This window comes from Candidatus Eisenbacteria bacterium (genome assembly GCA_035712145.1).
Lineage (GTDB): Bacteria > Eisenbacteria > RBG-16-71-46 > RBG-16-71-46 > RBG-16-71-46 > DASTBI01.
On the sequence record DASTBI010000265.1, the window covers coordinates 1 to 18,433 of the forward strand.

At 67.0% G+C, this 18,433-nt stretch carries 17 protein-coding genes; 7 read left to right on the plus strand and 10 right to left on the minus strand.

Translation table 11 applies throughout. The features are described 5' to 3' along the window. Positions 1-15: 15 nt before the first annotated feature. From VFQ05_18535 to VFQ05_18560, 6 genes are all read right to left on the minus strand, one after another. Positions 16-549 carry a PDZ domain-containing protein gene (locus tag VFQ05_18535; GenBank protein HET9328768.1) on the minus strand — a complete coding sequence of 178 codons (534 nt, stop codon included), beginning with the start codon at positions 547-549 and terminating at the stop codon, positions 16-18. A gap of 156 nt (positions 550-705) precedes the next feature. Next, positions 706-1,059: a rhodanese-like domain-containing protein gene (locus VFQ05_18540; GenBank protein HET9328769.1), complete on the minus strand. Its 354-nt coding sequence runs from the start codon at positions 1,057-1,059 to the stop codon at positions 706-708. Then, positions 1,056-1,670: a hypothetical protein gene (locus VFQ05_18545; protein HET9328770.1), complete on the minus strand. Its 615-nt coding sequence runs from the start codon at positions 1,668-1,670 to the stop codon at positions 1,056-1,058. Before VFQ05_18545 ends, VFQ05_18540 begins: the two co-directional genes overlap by 4 nt. Continuing rightward, the gene (locus VFQ05_18550) at positions 1,667-1,978 is read right to left on the minus strand and encodes an autorepressor SdpR family transcription factor (GenBank protein HET9328771.1); all 312 of its coding nucleotides are present in this window, start codon (positions 1,976-1,978) and stop codon (positions 1,667-1,669) included. Before VFQ05_18550 ends, VFQ05_18545 begins: the two co-directional genes overlap by 4 nt. Before the next feature lie 43 nt (positions 1,979-2,021). After that, positions 2,022-2,525: a TA system VapC family ribonuclease toxin gene (locus VFQ05_18555; protein HET9328772.1), complete on the minus strand. Its 504-nt coding sequence runs from the start codon at positions 2,523-2,525 to the stop codon at positions 2,022-2,024. Beyond that, positions 2,522-2,782 carry a hypothetical protein gene (locus tag VFQ05_18560; GenBank protein ID HET9328773.1) on the minus strand — a complete coding sequence of 87 codons (261 nt, stop codon included), beginning with the start codon at positions 2,780-2,782 and terminating at the stop codon, positions 2,522-2,524. Before VFQ05_18560 ends, VFQ05_18555 begins: the two co-directional genes overlap by 4 nt. A 128-nt stretch (positions 2,783-2,910) precedes the next feature. Between VFQ05_18560 and ahcY the strand changes: the two genes are divergently transcribed. The 5 genes from ahcY to VFQ05_18585 all read left to right on the plus strand — a co-directional run bounded on the left by ahcY (position 2,911) and on the right by VFQ05_18585 (position 12,275). Beyond that, positions 2,911-4,221, plus strand: a complete 1,311-nt coding sequence (ahcY, locus tag VFQ05_18565; GenBank protein ID HET9328774.1) for an adenosylhomocysteinase — start codon at positions 2,911-2,913, stop codon at positions 4,219-4,221. Between the two features lie 235 nt (positions 4,222-4,456). Next, positions 4,457-4,909, plus strand: a complete 453-nt coding sequence (locus VFQ05_18570) for a hypothetical protein (protein HET9328775.1) — start codon at positions 4,457-4,459, stop codon at positions 4,907-4,909. 127 nt (positions 4,910-5,036) lie between these two features. Continuing rightward, on the plus strand, positions 5,037-8,054 hold the full coding sequence (locus VFQ05_18575) for a protein kinase (protein HET9328776.1): 3,018 nt from the start codon (positions 5,037-5,039) through the stop codon (positions 8,052-8,054). Further along, entirely contained in the window at positions 8,051-9,232 is a 1,182-nt protein-coding gene (locus VFQ05_18580) for a pyridoxal phosphate-dependent aminotransferase (GenBank protein ID HET9328777.1), read from the plus strand. The genes VFQ05_18575 and VFQ05_18580 overlap by 4 nt, the downstream gene beginning before the upstream one ends. Positions 9,233-9,386: 154 nt before the next feature. Then, complete coding sequence (locus VFQ05_18585) at positions 9,387-12,275, plus strand: pitrilysin family protein (protein ID HET9328778.1); 2,889 nt, start codon at positions 9,387-9,389, stop codon at positions 12,273-12,275. Between the two features lie 67 nt (positions 12,276-12,342). On the opposite strand, the gene VFQ05_18590 is transcribed toward VFQ05_18585, so the two are convergent. From VFQ05_18590 to VFQ05_18605, 4 genes are read right to left on the minus strand one after another with little or no spacing between them, the layout of a single operon-like run. Continuing rightward, positions 12,343-12,888, minus strand: a complete 546-nt coding sequence (locus VFQ05_18590) for a hypothetical protein (GenBank protein ID HET9328779.1) — start codon at positions 12,886-12,888, stop codon at positions 12,343-12,345. Continuing rightward, a complete protein-coding gene (locus VFQ05_18595; GenBank protein HET9328780.1) occupies positions 12,869-13,912 on the minus strand; it encodes a DUF2891 domain-containing protein in 1,044 nt (347 codons plus the stop codon). Before VFQ05_18595 ends, VFQ05_18590 begins: the two co-directional genes overlap by 20 nt. Continuing rightward, positions 13,909-14,484: a DinB family protein gene (locus VFQ05_18600; GenBank protein ID HET9328781.1), complete on the minus strand. Its 576-nt coding sequence runs from the start codon at positions 14,482-14,484 to the stop codon at positions 13,909-13,911. Before VFQ05_18600 ends, VFQ05_18595 begins: the two co-directional genes overlap by 4 nt. Before the next feature lie 4 nt (positions 14,485-14,488). Next, positions 14,489-15,064, minus strand: a complete 576-nt coding sequence (locus VFQ05_18605) for a DUF664 domain-containing protein (GenBank protein HET9328782.1) — start codon at positions 15,062-15,064, stop codon at positions 14,489-14,491. A gap of 378 nt (positions 15,065-15,442) precedes the next feature. On the opposite strand from VFQ05_18605, the gene VFQ05_18610 reads away from it, so the two are divergent. After that, positions 15,443-15,958, plus strand: coding sequence for an ECF-type sigma factor (locus tag VFQ05_18610; GenBank protein ID HET9328783.1), 516 nt, complete (start codon positions 15,443-15,445; stop codon positions 15,956-15,958). A 97-nt stretch (positions 15,959-16,055) separates the two neighbouring features. Further along, a partial coding sequence (locus VFQ05_18615) for a bifunctional serine/threonine-protein kinase/formylglycine-generating enzyme family protein (protein HET9328784.1) occupies positions 16,056-18,433 on the plus strand: 2,378 nt, incomplete at its 3' end.

An 18,433-nucleotide genomic window follows, 5' to 3' on the forward strand; every position in this document is an offset into this window, starting at 1 on the left:
TTTCGCTGATCGGGACTACTTGTCGGTCTTCGTGGTGGTCGCGGGCGCCGTGGCCGGAGCCGTCGTCGCCGGCGCGGGATCCGCGGGGGCCGCCGACGCCATCGCCAGGTGAGCGTCGAGCATGTGACGGCCGATCATGGACGCGAACACTTCCTCGGGCATCTTGTCGAGCTTGAGGGCGATCTGCTTGTCGGCGTTCTTGCGCTTGACGGTGTACGTCACGGACTGGCCGACCGACCAGTCGCCCTTGGCCTTCTTCAGGGCTTCCATGTCCGTGAGGCTGGCGCCGTTCAGGGCCACCAGCACGTCGCCGACCTGGACCCCGGCCTTGGCTCCCGGGCTGCCCGGGGCGACGGCCTTGACCTTGATCGCGGTCATGTCGGACTTGTCGAGATCGACGCCGCTCCAGCCCTTGTCCTTCATCGCCGACATGTGGTTCAGGCATGCCTGGGCGTCAGCCGCCTCGCACTTGCCTCCAGCAAATGCGGGCACGGCCAGCGCTACCGTGAGCACTGCAAACAACGCCAGCAGCGCAGAAATTCTCTTCATGGGTCCACCCTCCTTGTACGGAAATTCTGTGATCCGCGGATCGAGACTCTCGGTGGGGGCAAGAGGGTTGATAGCGTCCCCTGAGGTCCGCGGACCCTCAAGACAAATTGGACCCTCTGGGCAAAGGCCTTGTGAAGAATCCCGGAAGCGGGTGTTTCAACCCCCGGACCGGCTGCCTGACTCGATGGGCAAGCCTTGCGCGAGCCAGCCCTGGATCCCCGCCGACATCACGCGCACGTTCGGATAACCCAGGTCGCGCGCGCGGCGTGCCGCGAGCGGCGCCTTACGGCACAGAGGGTTGGAGCAGTAGAAGACCAGGTCGGCGCTCGCATCCTCCGGCAGGTCGCGGACTTCGAAGCGCTGGGGATCGAGATGCCGGGCCCCGGGGACGCGAGCCCTTTCCCAGCTCGGCATCGCGTTCACGTCGAACACCGTCACCGAGCCCCGCTCGGCGAGGGGCAACAGCTCGGTGGGGGAGATCGTCTCGAGGCCCAGGAGGCGCGCGATCACGATCGGCCCGTCCTTCGGCCCGAGTTCAGGGCGACCCAGGTGAAGTAAACGGTGGTGAAGCCGGTCACCAGCCACATGCCGACTTCGCGGACCCACGCGGCATCGGTCAGCATCCTGAGGCTCGCCATCAGCAGCAAGTAGGCGACGCCGAATACCAGCCAGGCGGCGATCATTCGCGAGGCACGGCGCGGCCGCAGTGTATCCGCGGCAGCGGGCTTGGTTCTCCGGCTCCAGATCGCGACCCCGATCCAGTCCGCCGCAATGACGGCGATTCCTCCCAGCCCCACGATCGGCGAGAGCGAGCGCGCCAGCTCGAGCGGCGCGAAGGTGAAGAGGCCAACGAATACCAGGCCGATGAAGACCATGATCCAGCCCGCGCTGCGCTCCGAGGCCGTCACGGTGGCCGCGGTCTGCTCCGTCGCGCCGAGCGGCCGCATCTTCGGAAGCATGTTCCCGGTGACCACGGCCATGAGGCCGATCACGATGCCCACGAGACGCCGGGAAGTCGTCACATCCAGCAGACCCGCCCGCTGGGCGAAGCCAAAGCCGGTCACCACGAGACAAAGGCCGAGGAAGGTGAGCGCCGCGCGCATGGCCGGGCCCATTCTCATCGGCCCGACTCCAGCGCCGAGCGCCGCGCCTTGACCGGCCGCGCTCGCAGCTCCATGCCGAAGACCTGCGCGAAGGCGAGCAGCGCATCCTCGAGCACCGAGAGCTGCAGCTCGTAGAGGACCGACTTGCCCTGCTTCTCCGAAGCGATGAGCCCGGCCGAGCGCAGCACCGCGAAGTGCGCCGACATCGTGGGCTTCGACACGTCGAAGTGATTCGCCAGCTCACCCGCGCTCATCGGGCCGCGCCGCAGGAGCTGCAGGATCTCGCGCCGCGTCGGATCGGAAAGGGCTTTGAACACCGTCGTCATGGTTCGACATTTAGCCAAACGTCGAAATGTTAGTCAAGCGCTTTCAGCTCGAGGCCCCGCTCCGCGGCTTCAGCATGCGGTAGCGCCGGGTGGGAGCGGCGGCCGGCGACCAGCCTTCGGCCAGCGGGTTGCGGATCTCCAGGAAAGGGAACCGCTCCATGCCGCGGTCGGTCGTGAGCAGCTCGCGAACCCCATGCTCGCGAAGCAGAACCGCGGTCTCGAAGCCCGGCGGGAGGCCGCCCGCGGGATCGATCATGGCCACGACCTCGACCAGGGTGGCGTCGTGGCGCCCGGTAGGCCCCAGCATCCGCACCGGCGCGGCGGCAGTGAGCTGGCCCACGAAGGCCCAGGCGTCGGCGGGGCTCAACGGCCGGGCGACGCCGTGGGGGTGGGTGACCAGGCGGAGGAACTCGTGGACCACGCTCCAGGGAAGCGTCCACGGGACGTCGCCGCTGGCCAGCCCCTCGAGAACCCGGGCGGCCCTCACGTGCTGGGGTGCGAAGCGATTGGCGGCGTAGGCCAGGAGGCTGGTATCGACCGCGATCACAGGGGCTCCTTGGGCTCGACCAGGGGCAGGCCTCTCACGGCCGCCCGGTCGGCCGGGTCGACCAGAAAGGGGCCGAGGTCGTAGGAGGGGAGTCGCTCGCGTCCCCGCCGCAATGCAGCCTGCGCCGACAAACCGAGCCGCAGCGTCTGCTCGAGCACGTCGGTGAACGTGCGGCCTTCCGCCGCCGCCCGCCGCTTCAGCTCCGTGTAGATTCCCGGGTCCAGAATGAGCGTCGTGCGCTTCATATGCGAAAGCATATGTTCTCGTCGCGAGATTGTCACCGACTCATTTTTCGTCGTTGAGTCCACGCTCGCGCTGCGCCAGAATCTCTGCTCCTCACCTCACGTCGCGCGTCGCGCACGAACTCTCACGAGAGGATCTCGCAATGGCTCGCAGGAAATCCCGGCGCACGAACGGCGCCGCGACCAACGGCTCGGCCGTCGCCGGCCACGTCAAGGACATGAAGCTCGCCCGCGATGGCAAGATGCGCATCGAGTGGGCGGACCGCCATATGCCGGTGGTGCGCGCGATCCGCGCGCGCTTCGCCAAGGAGCAGCCGCTCAAGGGCATGCGCATCGCGGCCTGCCTCCATGTCACCACCGAGACCGCCAATCTGGCGCGCACGCTCAAAGCCGGCGGCGCGGAGGTGTTCCTGTGCGGATCCAATCCGCTCAGCACGCAGGACGACGTGGCCGCGTCGCTGGTCGAGCATTACGGCATCCCGACCTACGCCATCAAAGGCGAGGATCACAAGACCTACTACTCGCACATCCTGTCGTGCATCGAGGCGCGGCCGCATATGACGATGGATGACGGCTGCGACCTGGTCACCGTGCTCCATACCAAGAAGAAGAGCTATCTCAAGGACGTGATCGCAGGCACCGAGGAGACCTCGACCGGTGTCACCCGCCTGCGCGCGATGGCGGCCACCAAGGTGCTGCGCTACCCGGTGATCGCGATCAACGACGCCGACACCAAACACCTGTTCGACAACCGCTATGGCACCGGCCAGAGCACGATGGACGGGATCCTGCGCTGCACCAACATGCTGATCGCCGGCTCCACGGTGGTGATCGCCGGCTACGGCTGGTGCGGACGCGGCGTGGCGACCCGCGCCAAGGGCCTCGGCGCCACGGTGCTGGTCACCGAGATCAATCCGGTGCGCGCGCTCGAGGCGGCGATGGACGGCTTCCAGGTCGTGTCGATGGAAGAGGCCTGCCCGCGCGGCGACCTCTTCGTGACCCTGACCGGCAACAAGTCGGTGCTGCGGCGCGAGCACTTCATGGCCATGAAGGACGGCGCCATCGTCGCCAACAGCGGCCACTTCAACGTGGAGATCGACATCCCGGCGCTCGAGCGGCTGGCGGGCGGCAAGCGCGGGGTGCGTCCGCTCGTCGACGAGTACAAGCTCAAGAACGGCAACCGCATCTACCTGCTGGGCGAGGGCCGGCTCATCAACCTCGCGGCGGCCGAAGGCCACCCGGCGATGGTGATGGACATGTCGTTCGCCAACCAGGCCATGTCGGTCGAGTACCTGCGCAAGAAGCACAAGAGCCTCAAGCGCGACGTCTACGTCGTGCCCGAGGACATCGACAGGGCGGTCGCCCGGCTCAAGCTGGCGAGCATGGACATCGAGATCGACACCCTCACCCCGGAGCAGGACAAGTACCTGCGGTCCTGGAGCGAGGGAACCTAGACTCGGCAAGCGCGAGTGCTCCAAGGGATTGCATCAGGCCGGTGCGGTTTGCCGGCCTGAATCGTTTCCATAGGTATGAGGACGCCGAGATCGCCAGTCCAGAAATCGGAAACGCCGCCGCCGGCCCTGTTCGTAAGTCTCTTATTGTTCGGGCACTTAGGCGGGACGTATCATCTTTCACCTGACTTTGGGCACCCCGTCCTCTCACGACCACGCCTTTCCCCCCGGAGGCTGCATGCGCAACCGCAAATTTGGGCTCAACTTGCTGCTCTTCTCACTGGCGCTCGCCGCACTCGTCGGCCTGCAGCTGGTGCAGGGTCCCGCGAACGTCGCGATGGCGACCCGCGTCAACCCCGAAGACGTATGTCCCAGCGGAGGCATCAAGGACGAGAGCGGCCCGACATGGGAAGCGACCGCGGCCGAAGGCCTCGTCATCCTGGATGCCGTCATCAAGGCTGGCAACGAGACGACGACCTTCACTTCGGACGGCAGCAATGGCTGCTACACGGTGACGGGTCTCGGCACTTGTCACGCCACGGTGACCGGCGGTGGCACGGGCAGGGACTGCAAGGAAATCTCTCACGTCGTGTTCTGCACGGGTCCCGGGACGTCGGATTGTGGCCCGTCTCCCACGCCGGAGCCGACGCCAACGCCGGAGCCCACGCCTTCACCGAGTCCGGGACTGTAGTCCGTCAACGATGTGCAAAAGACCAGCCCGGGTCGATGACTCGGGCTGGCGTTTTCTCGAGTCGTAGCGTTCAATACGAGCAGCCTCTCTCCCCCAGTGACAATCGTGGCCGCGATTGCAGGAGCGCATGACCGTCGGGTCTGATCACTCGGGCGCGCCTACAAGCTCGCCTCCGCAAGAGCTGGGTCATTACGTCATCGAAGGCGAGCTCGGGCGCGGTGGCATGGGTGTGGTGTACCTCGCGCGCGATCGCAAGCTCGACCGGCACGTGGCGATCAAGACCCTGCCCGCCGAGCTGGCGCGCGATCCCGAGCAGCTCGCCCGATTCGAGCGCGAAGCCAAGCTGCTGGCGTCGCTCAATCATCCCAACATCGCCACCATCCACGGCCTCGAAGAGTCGGTCGACGCGACGCGCTACCTGATTCTCGAGCGCGTCGAAGGCGAGACCCTGGCGGACCGGCTGCAGCGCGGCGCAATGTCGATCGAAGACGTGAGCCGCCTGTGCGAGCAGGTGGCGGATGCGCTCGAAGGCGCGCACGAGCGCGGCGTGATCCACCGCGACCTCAAGCCGCGCAACATCATGATCACGCCCGGCGGACGAGTGAAGGTGCTCGACTTCGGGCTGGCCAAACGGGCGCAGAAGGATCACGCGGGCTCCCCGGAGGTCTCGATCGCCGAGGACGGGGTGATCGCGGGCACGCCCGGCTACATGAGCCCGGAGCAGGTGCTGGCCCAGCCGCAGGACCAGCGCACGGACATCTTCGCTTTCGGCTGCATCCTGTTCGAGGCGCTGTCGGGGATGAAGGCCTTCGACTCCGAATCCGTCATGACTCTGGTCGCCATGGTGCTGCATGGCGAGCCGGACTGGACCAAGCTTCCCGGCAACACGCCGGCCGGCTTCAAGCACCTGATCGCGCGTTGCATCGAGAAGGACCCGGCGCAGCGTCCGGCCACGATTCACGAGGTGCGCAACGGGATCCGCGCCGTCCTCCACGAGCACGCCAGCGGCCACACCTCGACCCTGGCGTCGCTGGCGGGCACGCTCCACAACCTGCCGCGCGAGGTCGCGAGCTTCGTGGGGCGCGAGCGCGAGCTCGAAGAGTGCGCGCGGCTGCTCGGACAGACCCGGATCCTGACGCTGACCGGATCGGGCGGCAGCGGCAAGACACGCCTCGCCATCCGGCTCGTCACCGGCATGATCCCGAAGCACGGCGGCGGCGTGTGGTTCGTGGACTTCGGCCCGCTGTCGGAGGCGGCGATGGTGACGCAGTCGGTCGCGCAGGCGCTCGGAGTCAAGGAAGAGAGTGGCCGGTCGCTCGAGAAGAGCCTGGTCGAGCGGCTCAACGGACCGCCCACGCTGCTGGTGCTCGACAACTGCGAGCACGTGCTCGAGCCTGCGGGCGCACTGATCGAGACGTTGCTCCAGGGATGCGAGAACCTCAAGGTGGTGGCCACCAGCCGCGAGGCGTTGTCGCTGAGCGGTGAGCAGGTGTACTCCGTGCCCACGCTGCCGGTGCCCGAGACCGGGAAGCGCTACTCGGTGGAAGCGCTGGCCGGCTACGCCTCGGTGAGGCTCTTCATGGAGCGAGCGCTCCAGGTGCAGCCGGCCTTCGTGCTCGATGCCCGGAACGCCGCCGCGATCGCCGACATCTGCCGGCGTCTCGACGGCATTCCATTCGCCATCGAGCTGGCCGCCGCGCGGGTCAAGGTGCTCGCGGTGGAGCAGATCCGCGCCAAGCTCGACGACCGCTTCCGGCTGCTGACCGGAGGCAGCAAGGCCGCGCTCCCACGCCAGCAGACGCTGCGCGCCACCATCCAGTGGAGCTACGACCATCTCCATCCCGAGGAGCAGCAGCTCATGCGCGCGCTCTCGGTGTTCGCCGGCGGATGGACGCTCGAGGCGGCGACCGCGGTAACCGGGGTCTCGGAGGACGAGTTCGAGGTCCTGGACCATCTCACGCGTCTGGTCGACAAGTCCCTGGTCGTGGTCGAGCACCTGCGCGGGGGCGATTCTCGATACCGTTATCTCGAGACCGTTCGCCAGTACGCGCTCGAGCGGCTGCTCGAGGCGGGGGAGAGCGAGGCAGCGCGGGACCGGCACATCACCTTCTTCTGCAACTTCGCCGAGCAGGCCGAGCCGCACTTGCGCGGCCGAGATCAAGCCGACTGGATCCGCAGGCTGGGCCTCGAGCACGAGAACCTGCAGGCCGCGATCGCCTGGGGAGGGCGGCCGGGAGGCGAGCCAGAGCAGGCCCTGCGTCTCGGCGCCGCGGTCTGGCGCTTCTGGCTCAGCAGCGGCCACCTCGGGCTCGGCCGCCGTCTGCTCGAAGGCTTGGTCGCGCTCAAGGCCGAACAGCCCGAGACGCGCGCCAAGGTGCTGTACGGCTCGTCGCTCCTGGCGTACGCGCAAGGGGACTACGAGGCGGCCGAGAAGCGCATCGACGAGTGCTTGCCGGTCTTCCGCGAAACGGGAAATGGCGATCGCGTGTCCGCGTGTCTCGGCATGCTCGGCAACATCGCCGGCCAGCGCAATGATTACGACCTGGCGCGGAAGCGCTACGAGGAAGCGCTGGAGATCTCACGCCAGAGCGGCAATCGAATGGCGCTCGCCACCCACCTCAACAACCTGGGGAACGTCGCCAGGCGCCAGGGTGATGTGACGGCGGCGCGCACCATGTTCGACGAGGCGGCGAGCGAGATGCGGGCGCTCGGGGACCAGAGCAGTCTGTCCATGGTGCTCGGCAACCTCGGAAACATCGCCAACGCACAAGGCGACCTGCCGGCCTCTCGCGGCTATCTGCGTGAAGCGTTCCAGATCACCAAGGAGCTGGGCGCCCAGCGCCAGCTTCCGGTGCTGCTCGAGCTCGGCGCCGACCTGGCCGATCGTCTCGGCGACTTCTCGCGCGCGGTGACCATGCGCGGCGCCGCGGACGCGCTGCGCGAGGATGCCGGGATGCCGATCGGCGCAGCGGATCGAGTGCACGAGGAATCGATCGTGTCCCAGCTCCGCGAGAAGGTCGGAATTGGCGTCTTCGAGGAGGCCTGGAGCGCCGGACGCTCGATCGGCCTCGATGAGGCGATCGCTCAGGCGCAGAGCTGGCTCGAGAGTGTCCCGATGCCGAACGGAACTCCGGCCGTCGGTTGAGCCGGGCGCTTCGCCGTCTTCCTCCAACACTCGAAGCCAATCCCTGGGCGCGCCGCGTCACCATGCGACGCGATGCCGGTGACGCGCTCATCGATCTGACCGTCTCGAACCCCACGCGGGTCGGCCTCACGCTCGCCAGCACCGAGACCCTGCAGACCCTGACCGACCCCAAGGGCTTCGACGATCGGCCCGAGCCACGCGGCCTCTCGAGCGCGCGTGAAGCAGTCGCCTCCTACTACGCCGCCCGCGGCACGCCGGTCGATCGTGAGGCCATCGTGCTCACGAGCGGCACCAGTGAATCGTATGCGCATCTCTTCCGACTGCTCGCCGAACCCCGCGATGTCGTGCTGGTGCCGTCACCGGGCTATCCGCTGATCGAGCCGATCGCCCAACTCGAAGGACTCGAAGTCCATCATTACCGTCTGGCGTGGGACGGCGCCTGGCATCTGGATCTCGGCGCGCTGGACAAAGCGCTCGACATGGCCGGCGCTCGCGCGAAGGCGGTGGTGGTCATCGAGCCCAATCATCCGACCGGCACCTGTCTCTCGTCCGAAGAACGCGAGGCTCTGGAAGCGCGGCTCGAGTCGCGCGGTCTCGCGTTGATCTCCGACGAGGTGTTCGCCGACTTTCCGTGGCCTCCGCGCCGTGAAGGATTCGCCGGCTGGCTGGGCGACCGTCGCGTGCCGACATTCGTGCTGGGCGGACTTTCGAAGTGCTGCGGGCTCCCGCAGCTCAAGCTGGGTTGGATCGCGCTCGCCGGTCCTCGGGCACGCGTCGGAGCACTGCTCGATCGCCTCGAGTGGATTGCCGACCTGTTCCTCACGGTCAACGCTCCCGCGCAGCACGCGCTGCCTACGCTGCTCGAGGGACGCGCGCCGTATCAGGCACGCGTGCGCGAGCGGCTGGCCATCAACCTCGCGGCGCTCGCCGATTTCGCTCGCCAACATCCCGAGGCGACGGCGCTCGGGGGTGGAGGTGGATGGAGCGTGGTCCTTCGCCTGCCTTCGGCGCCGGTGAACGATTGGGCCCTGGCATTGCTCGAGCGCGACGTGATCGTTCATCCCGGCCACTTCTATGACCTCGAACAAGATGGCGCGATCGTCCCGAGCCTCATCCCCGAGCGCGCGACGTTCGCGGCCGGTATTCAACGAATTGCGGAGGTTCTGTCCGCGATTTGACTTGCGGCCGCGGTGGGAAGGCGGCATCCGGCGCTCGTCGCAGCATGCCGGGTGCTCGTAGCGGCTGCCGTTGTAAGAAGGACGGCCGACCTTTAGATTCGGTTCGCGACCGGGCACGGGAGCCCGGCTTTGACTTCCGCTGAAGGAGCGTACGATGCTGACGACTCACCATCGACGTGGACGTGCTGCTTGCTGGCTGGCGCTCGCGGCGATGCTGCCGATCCTGTTGCTCACCGGGTGCCTCAAGAGGAGCGATCAGCCCCCCAAAGTGAAGCTCGCCTTCGAGAAGTACAAACTGAAGAACGGCATGGAGGTCATCCTCCACCGGGACGCGCGACTGCCGATCGTCGGCGTCAACGTCTGGTACCACGTTGGTCCCGCCAAGGAGACCCAGGGCCGGACCGGCTTCGCCCACCTGTTCGAGCACATGATGTTCCAGGGTTCGGGGCACGTCGGCGAGGACATGCACTTCAAGTATTTGGAAGGCGCGGGCGCCTCGCTGGTGAACGGCACGACCAGCTTCGACCGCACGAACTACATGGAGGATCTGCCCTCCAACCAGCTCGAGCTGGCGCTGTGGCTCGAGAGCGACCGCATGGGCTTCCTGCTCGACAAGCTCGATCAGAAGATGCTGTCGAACCAGCAGGACGTGGTGCGCAACGAGCGGCGTCAGAGCATCGAGAACGCGCCTTACGGTCTGGCCGAGGAAGAGATCTATCACCAGCTCTTCCCGCAAGGGCACCCTTACTACGCGGCAGTCATCGGCTCGCACGGCGACATCCAGGCCGCGCAGCTCGACGACGTGAAGGACTTCTTCAAGAAGTATTACGCGCCCAACAACGCCACGGTCGCCGTGGTGGGTGACATCGACATCGAGAAGACCAAGGCGCTGGTCGAGAAGTATTTCGGCTCGATTCCCGCCGGCCCGGCCGTGGATCCGGTCAACGTGCAGACGCCCCCGATCACGGCGGAGAAGCGCGTCAACATGACCGACCAGGTCGAGCTGCCGCGCACGTACATGGCTTGGGTGACGTCGCCCTTCTTCTCGCCGGGCGACGCCGAGGCCGACATCACCGCGCGGCTGCTCGGCGGCGGCAAGGCCAGCCGCATGTACAAGAGCCTGGTCTACGACAAGAAGATCGCGCAGGACGCGAGCGCGCAGCAGCAGTCCGCCAGCCTCGGTTCGGTGTTCCAGATCACGGTGACCGCCAAGCCCGGCCACAGCACCGAAGAGCTGGAAGCCGCGGTCAACCACGAGCTCGACTCGCTCGCCACGCACGGCCCGACGGAGGCGGAGCTGGCGGCAGTCAAGAACGCGATCTACACCAACATCATTACCAGCCTCGAGAACGTCGGTGGGTTCGCGGGCGTGGCCGACCGGCTGCAGACCTACAACCACTTCGTCGGCGATCCCGACTATCTCAACAAGGATCTGGCCCGTTACAGCGCGGTCACCACGGACGCGATCAAGCAATTCGCCGCCGACCAGCTGGCCAAGAACAAGCGTTTGGTGATGAGTGTGACGCCGGGGGAGAAGGTCCTCCCACCGTCGCCGCCCACGCCACGCCCGCTGCACCAGGATCAGCTCGGGCTCGGCCCGGCGCCCACCACGGCCGCCTCCGCGTCGGTCGAGTCCAAGGAGCCGTGGCGCAAGGATCCTCCCAAGGCTGGCCCGGTCTCGACCGCACCGCTGCCGAGCGCCGCGAAGTTCGACCTGCCGAACGGGCTCGCCGTCTATCTCGTCGAGAACCATGCGCTGCCGGTCGTCTCGTGCGAGCTGGTGGTGCGGGCCGGAAGCTCCGCCGATCCGGTGGATCGCCCCGGACTCGCCGGCTTCATGGTGTCGATGCTCGACGAAGGCACGTCGAAGCGTGATGCGCTCACCATCGCTCGCGACCTCGAGGCGCTGGGCGCCACATATAGCTCCGGCACCGGACGCGACGGCAGCACGCTGACGATCCGCTCGCTCAAGCAGAACGCGGCCAAGACGCTCAACATCCTTTCCGAGCTCGTGCTGTCGCCGAGCTTCCCGGAGCAGGAAGTCGAGCGCGTGCGCAACGATCGGCTCACGTCGCTGCTGCAGGACCGCGACTCGCCGTTCCGTATTGCCGCGACCGTGATGTGGACGGACCTCTACGGCTCGGCCAATCCTTATGGCCACATGTCGATCGGCACCGAGCCCGGCCTCAAGTCGGCGACTCGGGAAGACATCGACAAGCTCTACCAGGCGGCCTTCTCACCCAAGAACGCGGCGCTGGTGCTGGCCGGCGACCTGACCGAAGCCGAGGCGCGGAAGCTGGCGAATGACGCGTTCGGAAAGTGGTCGAGCGAAGGCCGGCCGGCGATGCCGCAGGTCGACGCCGCGGTCGCAACGGCGCCGGAGAAGGTGCTGGTCGTCGACAAGCCCAACACGCCGCAGACCTCGGTGATGGTGGCGCAGGTGGGCGTGGCTCGGTCGAACCCCGACTTCGAGCGGCTGAACGTGATGAACCAGGTGCTCGGGGGGCTCTTCTCCAGCCGCATCAACATGAACCTGCGAGAGACGAACGGATTCTCGTACGGCGCCTTCTCGTCGGTGTACGAGAACACCAAGGAGGGCCCGATCCAGGTGGGGAGCGCTGTGCGCTCGGACGTCACCGGCCCCGCGGTCGCCGAGATCATCAAGGAAGTGAAGGGCATGCTGGAGAAGGAGGTTTCCGAGGAGGAGCTGCGGCTCGCCAAGGAATCGATTTCACGCGCGCTGCCCGCCTACTTCCAGACCACCCAGAGCACGGTGTCGACCATCGGCGATCTGTACCTGTTCGATCTGCCGCCCGACTACTACCAGGAGCTGCCGAAGCGCATCGAGGCGATGAGCGCCGCGGATGTATACCAGGCGACCAAGACCCACCTTCAGCCCGACAAGATGAAGGTGATCGCCGTCGGCGACCGCAAGGTCATCGACAAGCAGCTCATGGCGCTCAAGCTCGGCCCGATCGGATACCGCACGCCGGATGGCCGCCCGGTGCCGGCGGACCAGTCGGTCAAGCTCCCGGTTCCATAACGCAGGGGGATCGGCCAACGCGGGGGCCGGCTCTTCGGAGCCGGCCTTTCGCGTTTGGAGTTCCGCGCTACTTCTTCTCCAGTCCCCAGCTGCTGCCGGGGGAGACCTGACCGGGATAGACCTTCTGCCAGCCGGGGAAGAGAGCTCCCACCAGCGCGCCCGTCGCGGCGCCGGTGCCCGTGAAGACAAGGATCCCTCCGACCAGGCTCGAAGCCGAGCGCGAGGTCTCGTCGCCCATGGCGGTCAGGAACATGATCGCCACTCCCGCGCCCAGTCCAACGATCCCGCCGATCATCGCGCCGCGACCGGGTGAGCCGCCACGCGCGTCGATGCGCTCGATCGCGTCCCAGCTCGTGATCGTGACGACTCCGCTGGAGTCGACGTCCCGCATACCTTCCGAGGTGAAGCCGGGGCCGGCCACGATGCGTTGGGCTCCAAGGCTACGCACGCGCGCGAGCCGCCCTTCGGAGAACAGGCTCTGCAGATAGGCGAGCGTCCTCGGATCGGGGGCCGACGGGTTCGCCGCTTGCACTTGCGCGAGACCAGGGTGCGCAGCCAGCACTCCCACGAACACCAGGCCGATCGCGAAGCTTCTAGCGACTCTGCTGAACAATGCCTCTCCGCGTGAGGTAATAGACCGCATAGCTCCCCAGCCAATGGGCGCCGGCATAGTGCTCGCCGCTCACCGCGGCGAGACCCGCCTCGGCGTGAGCGCGGGCCGCCTCATCCAGCCGTACTCGGCGCAGGTCCGACATGGGCAGCGCCGAGGCGATGCCTTCCAGCATCCAGGCGCGGCTCAGGTTGAGTCCGTCGAGGTGTGCCAATTGTCCGTCGCTCGAGTCGGGACTCGTGACCGGGGTGAGCCAGCGCCGGGCGATGTCGCTCTCGAGGTCGGGCAGGAAGGCCTCGAGCCACGTCGCGAATTCCACGGGCGGGAGCAGGCGGCGCATGAGGTCCGCCTCGCCCAGCGCGGGTGAGAGAAAGTCGTTTCCGGAAGGCTCGTAGGCGATGGGCGCCGCTGTATCCGACCGGAACCAATCCAGCGCCCGGCGCTCGATCAGCGCTTCCATCTTCCCGTCGTTCACGGTCCGCGACCAGTCGAGCGTCAGGCTCAGGGACAGCGCGGTCTGCGGATGCACGCCGCTCCGCACCGGCCAGGGCAGCGTGGGCAGCCAGGCGGCGAGTCGCTCGCGAACCAGCTCCTCGAGCGGTGACAGCGCGGCGCTCCAGGCCTGGGCCTCGGGATCACGCCACTCGCGCAGCTCGGCGGCGAGCTGCAGGAGCCACGCCAGCCCGTAAGGCCGCTCGAAGCCGGCGCGCTCCGGCACGCCGAGATAGGCGCATTCGCCGGCGACCTTCTCCGCCGTCAGCGAGCGGCTCAACGCCGCGCGGATGCGCGACGCGAAATCCTCGCCGGCGTGAAAGCGCGCAAGTCTGGCCAGCGCCCAGTGGCCATGCACGCACGAGTGCCAGTCGAAGCTTCCGAAGAACGCCGGCGTCAGCTCGCGCGGCGGCCGGGCGTCGGCATCGGAGCCCATCCAATGCACGATGTGGCTCGGGTACTCGCGGCCAACCGCAGCCAGGATCAGATCGGCGAGGCGCGCGGCCGACGAGGAGCGGCCGGCGTCCACGCTCATGCGAACACGTGGCGCTGCTGCCAGAGGTGCTTGAGCTGGAGGATCTGGGCGTGATGCCCGGCGAAGTGCTCGACGAAGTGGTAGAGGGTCCAGTCGACGTTGTAGATCCGCGTGGATCCATCGGCCGGATGCCGCGTCACCCGGCGGTCGAGATGCGCGTCGGTCAGCGTGCGCGCGATACGCCGAGTCTCCTCGCGCGCCCGGCTCAGGAGGTCCTTGAAGTAGTCCAGGTCGCGGTTGGCGAACACCTCTGGAGGCTTGCCACCTTCCGGGAGCGGCATGCCGTCGTCATCGGGGCCGAGGCCATCCAGGAGGCCCGGCACATCGCTGGTTGCGCGGCCTTCCAGCATCACGTGCGCCATGTGGACCTCGTTGAGTGCTATGTGCGCGAACAGCATGCCCATCGTGTTGAATCCCGGTGCTAACTGCCACTGGAGCGCCTCGGGCGTGAGGTCGGTCGTGGCCGAGAGCAGACGGCGGGTCTGGTCGTCGAGTTGCCACAGGTAGCGCGCGACGACCGGCGAGGCATAACCGGTCGGGACTTCGAGCGTCTTGTAGATGGTCTCGGCCATGGGGCTACCGCGCGGCGTCGCGATACATGTGCCGGAGCAGCAGGATCTGGCCGTAGTGACCCGAGAAGTGCTCGAGCATGTGGTAGAGCACCCAGCGGAGGCTCACTTCCTCGACGGTCCCATTGCGGCGCGTGCGCTGGAAGATGGGGCTCAACGCCGAATCCTCGATGGTCATGCAGACGCGGTTGGCGTAACCCCGCGCAGTGGCGAGCAAGCCCTTGTAGTACTCCAGCGTCTTGCCGCTCAGGTGCGCGGGTGGCAGCGCACCGGCCGCCGCGGGCATCCCGTCACCGGTGTCGAGGTCGATGCCGAGAATGCTGTCGGTCTCGTATTCCTCTCGCTTTCTGCGCTCGGGCCCGACCTGCGTCCAGAAGACCTCGACGATGGCGATGTGGGCGAGCAGCATGCCGATCGTGTTCATGCCGGGCTTCAGCTGCCACTCGAGCTCGGCCGGTGTGATGCCTTCCAGATCGCTGATCAGCAGCGCATGCTGGTCGTCGAGCGCGGCCATGAAGAGCGCAGCGTCCTTGGAGCGAAAGCCCGGCTCGACTTCGAGGATGCTGCGTTCGATGACGCTCATGGGGACTCTCCTGAAGTAGGGAGTTCGCAGCGTAGCCCGTGGACGTGAGCGCGGCAAGGCACACCGCCGCCATGAAAACCGAAACGGCGCCTCGGCCTGGACGGTCTTGGCGCCGTTCGTGAAGCCGGGCCGCTAGGGCGCGGACACCGACTTCGAGCACCTCCCTTGGCGAGGAGCGCCACACCGGACGCCTTCACGAACCGGTCACTTCGAGTCGCCAGGAGGTGGACGAATAGACTCCCCCGCGAGGCCGCCGTCAAGACCCTCGAGACCCGCGTCCAGCGCGGATTTTCGTTGCGGCATCCCGCGGAGCGGGCGCAGTGTTGTGCGACCGACGACAAGCGAGACCGGGGCTCAACCCTTCGTGCGTGAGGGCGGATGGCCACCTCGACCGACACGCTGTTCCCGACCGTTTATGCCACCTTGCGCAAACTCGCTGAGCGCCGGCTTCAACGCGATCGGGCGCGCCAGAGCCTGACCCCTTCCGACCTCGTGCACGAGGTCTACCTGCGGCTCATGCGCGATGGGTCCGGGACCTGGGAGAATACTTCTCACTTCTACTTCGTCGCTGCCGAAGCCATCCGCCGCATCCTGGTCGAGCGCGCACGCCGGCGTCTGGCCATGCGACACGGCGGCGACCTGACGCGCGTCCCGTTCGATGAACAGATCGAAGGGATCCGATGCGCGGAGGAAGTCCTGGCCCTGCACGAGGATCTCGATCTCATGGAGCGCCAGTATCCTCGCAAGGCCAAGGTGGTGAAGCTCCGCTACTTCGCGGGGTTCTCAGTCGAAGAGACCGCATCGCTGCTCGGCGTTTCCACGGGAACCGTCAAGCTCGACTGGACCTTCGCTCGCGCATGGTTGCGCAGGACGCTGAAGCATGGACCGGATTGATCCATCGCGCGCATCGGAGCGTTCGCCGGAATCGCGTCCGGGCGGGTCCGCGAGTCACGAGACGCTGGCCGAAGCAGTCTTCCATGAGGCGCTGACGATGCCACGCGAGTCGCGTGAGTCGTTTCTATCGCGCCGGCTGCCCGACGATTCCGGGCTCAGGCGACTCGTCCGCGACCTGCTCGAGCAGCACGAGGAAGCCGAAGACCAGGGTGGATTCCTCGTCGCGCGCAGTGCTTCCGATCGGTTCGCGGAAGAGCGTGTTGCCAGTGACGAAATCACCTCCGCGGGCGCGCGCTACCGAATCCTGGAGCTGCTCGGAGAAGGAGGGATGGCCGTCGTGTTCCTGGCCGAGCAGCTGGCGCCGGTTCGCCGCCGCGTTGCGCTGAAGATCGTCAAGATCGGCCGCCAGGCACAAGAGGACGTGGCGCGCTTCTCGTCGGAAATCCAGGCGCTGGCCCTCATGAACCATCCGAACATTGCCCGCGTCTACGAGGCGGGGGCCACCGGCGACGGGCGTCTGTGCTTCGCGATGGAGTATGTCGCCGGCCGGCGCTTGCTCGAGTACTGCGACGATTCGCGCCTCTCCGTTCGCGAACGGCTCGAGCTGTTCGTGGCGGTGTGCCACGCAGTCCAGCACGCACACCAGAACGGCATCATCCACCGCGACCTCAAGCCGTCGAACGTTCTGGTCCAAACCGATGGAAAGACGCCGGCCCCCAAGCTGATCGATTTCGGTCTCGCGAAATTCGTCCATCGGCTGCGGAGCGGGGAGTCGGTCGTCACCCAGAAGGGCCTCTTGATCGGGAGTCTCGAGTACATGAGTCCCGAGCAGGCGAGACCGGAGCAGTTGGAGACCGATACCCGCACCGATATCTACTCGCTGGGAGTGGTCCTCCACGAGCTCGTGACCGGCGTGCGGCCCGCTCCCGCGTCGGCCGAAGCCAGCAGCCCGCTCGACGGATTGGAGCGTATCTGGAAGGGCGAGGAATGCATGCTCGCGAGCCGGCGAGTGGCGAGCCTGGGGGAGAAGGCATCGGAGTGTGCGCGCCGCCGCGGAACGGACCCGGCGGCGCTCGTGAAGGAACTGCGAGGGGACCTCGACTGGATCATCGCCAAGGCGATCGAGTTCGACCGCGTCCGGCGTTACGCGTCCGCGTCCGAGCTTGCGGCAGACCTGGAACGCCATCTCCGAGACGAGCCGGTGGTGGCCGGGCCCGGCAGCCCGCGTTATCGGCTGGGCAAGCTCGCGAAACGTCATCGAGGGCTGATCCTCGCGACCGCGGCCACCATGGTTGCGCTGCTGATCGGATTCATCGTCAGCATGGGGTTGTACCTGGAGAACCGCCAGGCGCGGAAACTGCTCGAGGCTCAGCGTGAGCACATTCAGCTCAGTGCGGACGCGTATCAGCTCGAGCACCTCATCCGACAGGCGGATCAGATCGTTCCGGGCCGGCCCGAGCAGATCCCGCAGCTCGAGGCATGGGTCCAGATGGCGGAGTCGGCCGCTCTCCGGCGACTGCCGGACCATCGCAGGCGTCTGGCGGAGCTGCGTGGTCAGGAAGTGGACGTCAAGTCGACCGCTGATCAGATGGACGAGGAGATCCTGACGGAATACCTGCCCAAGCTCGAGCGTTTCGCGAGCCCGACGGGCACGCTGAGCGATGTCCGCGCGCGTCTGGCCTTCGCCCGCCAAGTGCGATTCGCGACCATCGAGTCGCGACGGCAGGCCTGGGACGCGGCGATCGCGTCCATCGCGAATCGCAGCCAGTCCCCCTGGTACGGCGGCCTCCGGATCTCTCCTCAGCTCGGTTTGGTTCCCATCGGTCGCGATCCCCAGAGCGGCCTCTGGGAGTTTGCCCACCTTCAGTCCGGTCAACCGGCCTCGCGCGGTGCGACGGGGCACATCCGCATGACCGATTCGACCGGGATCGTTCTCGTGCTCATTCCAGGCGGTCGCTATTTCATGGGCGCAACACCCGACCGCCGCGCTCTGCCGGCAGGGGCAGGCAATCTCGATCCCTTTTCTCGTCTAGAGGAGTCCCCGGTGCACGAGGTCGCTCTCGATCCATTCTTCATCTCCAAGTTCGAGATGACCCAGGGACAGTGGCGCCGTCTCATGCACGAGAACCCCAGTGAGTGTGCGGCAGGAACCCGACCGGACAACATGCCCTACGTTCACTCGCTCACGCATCCCGTGGAGCGGGTGAACCACGAGGAGGCCATGCGAGCGGCTTCGCTCCTCGGGTTGACGTTGCCAACCGAGGCGCAGTGGGAGTACGCGGCGCGGGCGGGCACGATGACGCCCGCATGGTGGGGCACGCCTGGAGCTGCCCAAGGATTCGCCAACGCCGCCGACGAGGCGTCTCGACGCTCGCATCGGCGCGACTGGGAGTACGCGCCCTGGGACGACGGCTATGCGGGATCGTCGCCGGTGGGGATCTATCGACCGAATCGATTCGGGCTCCATGACGTGCA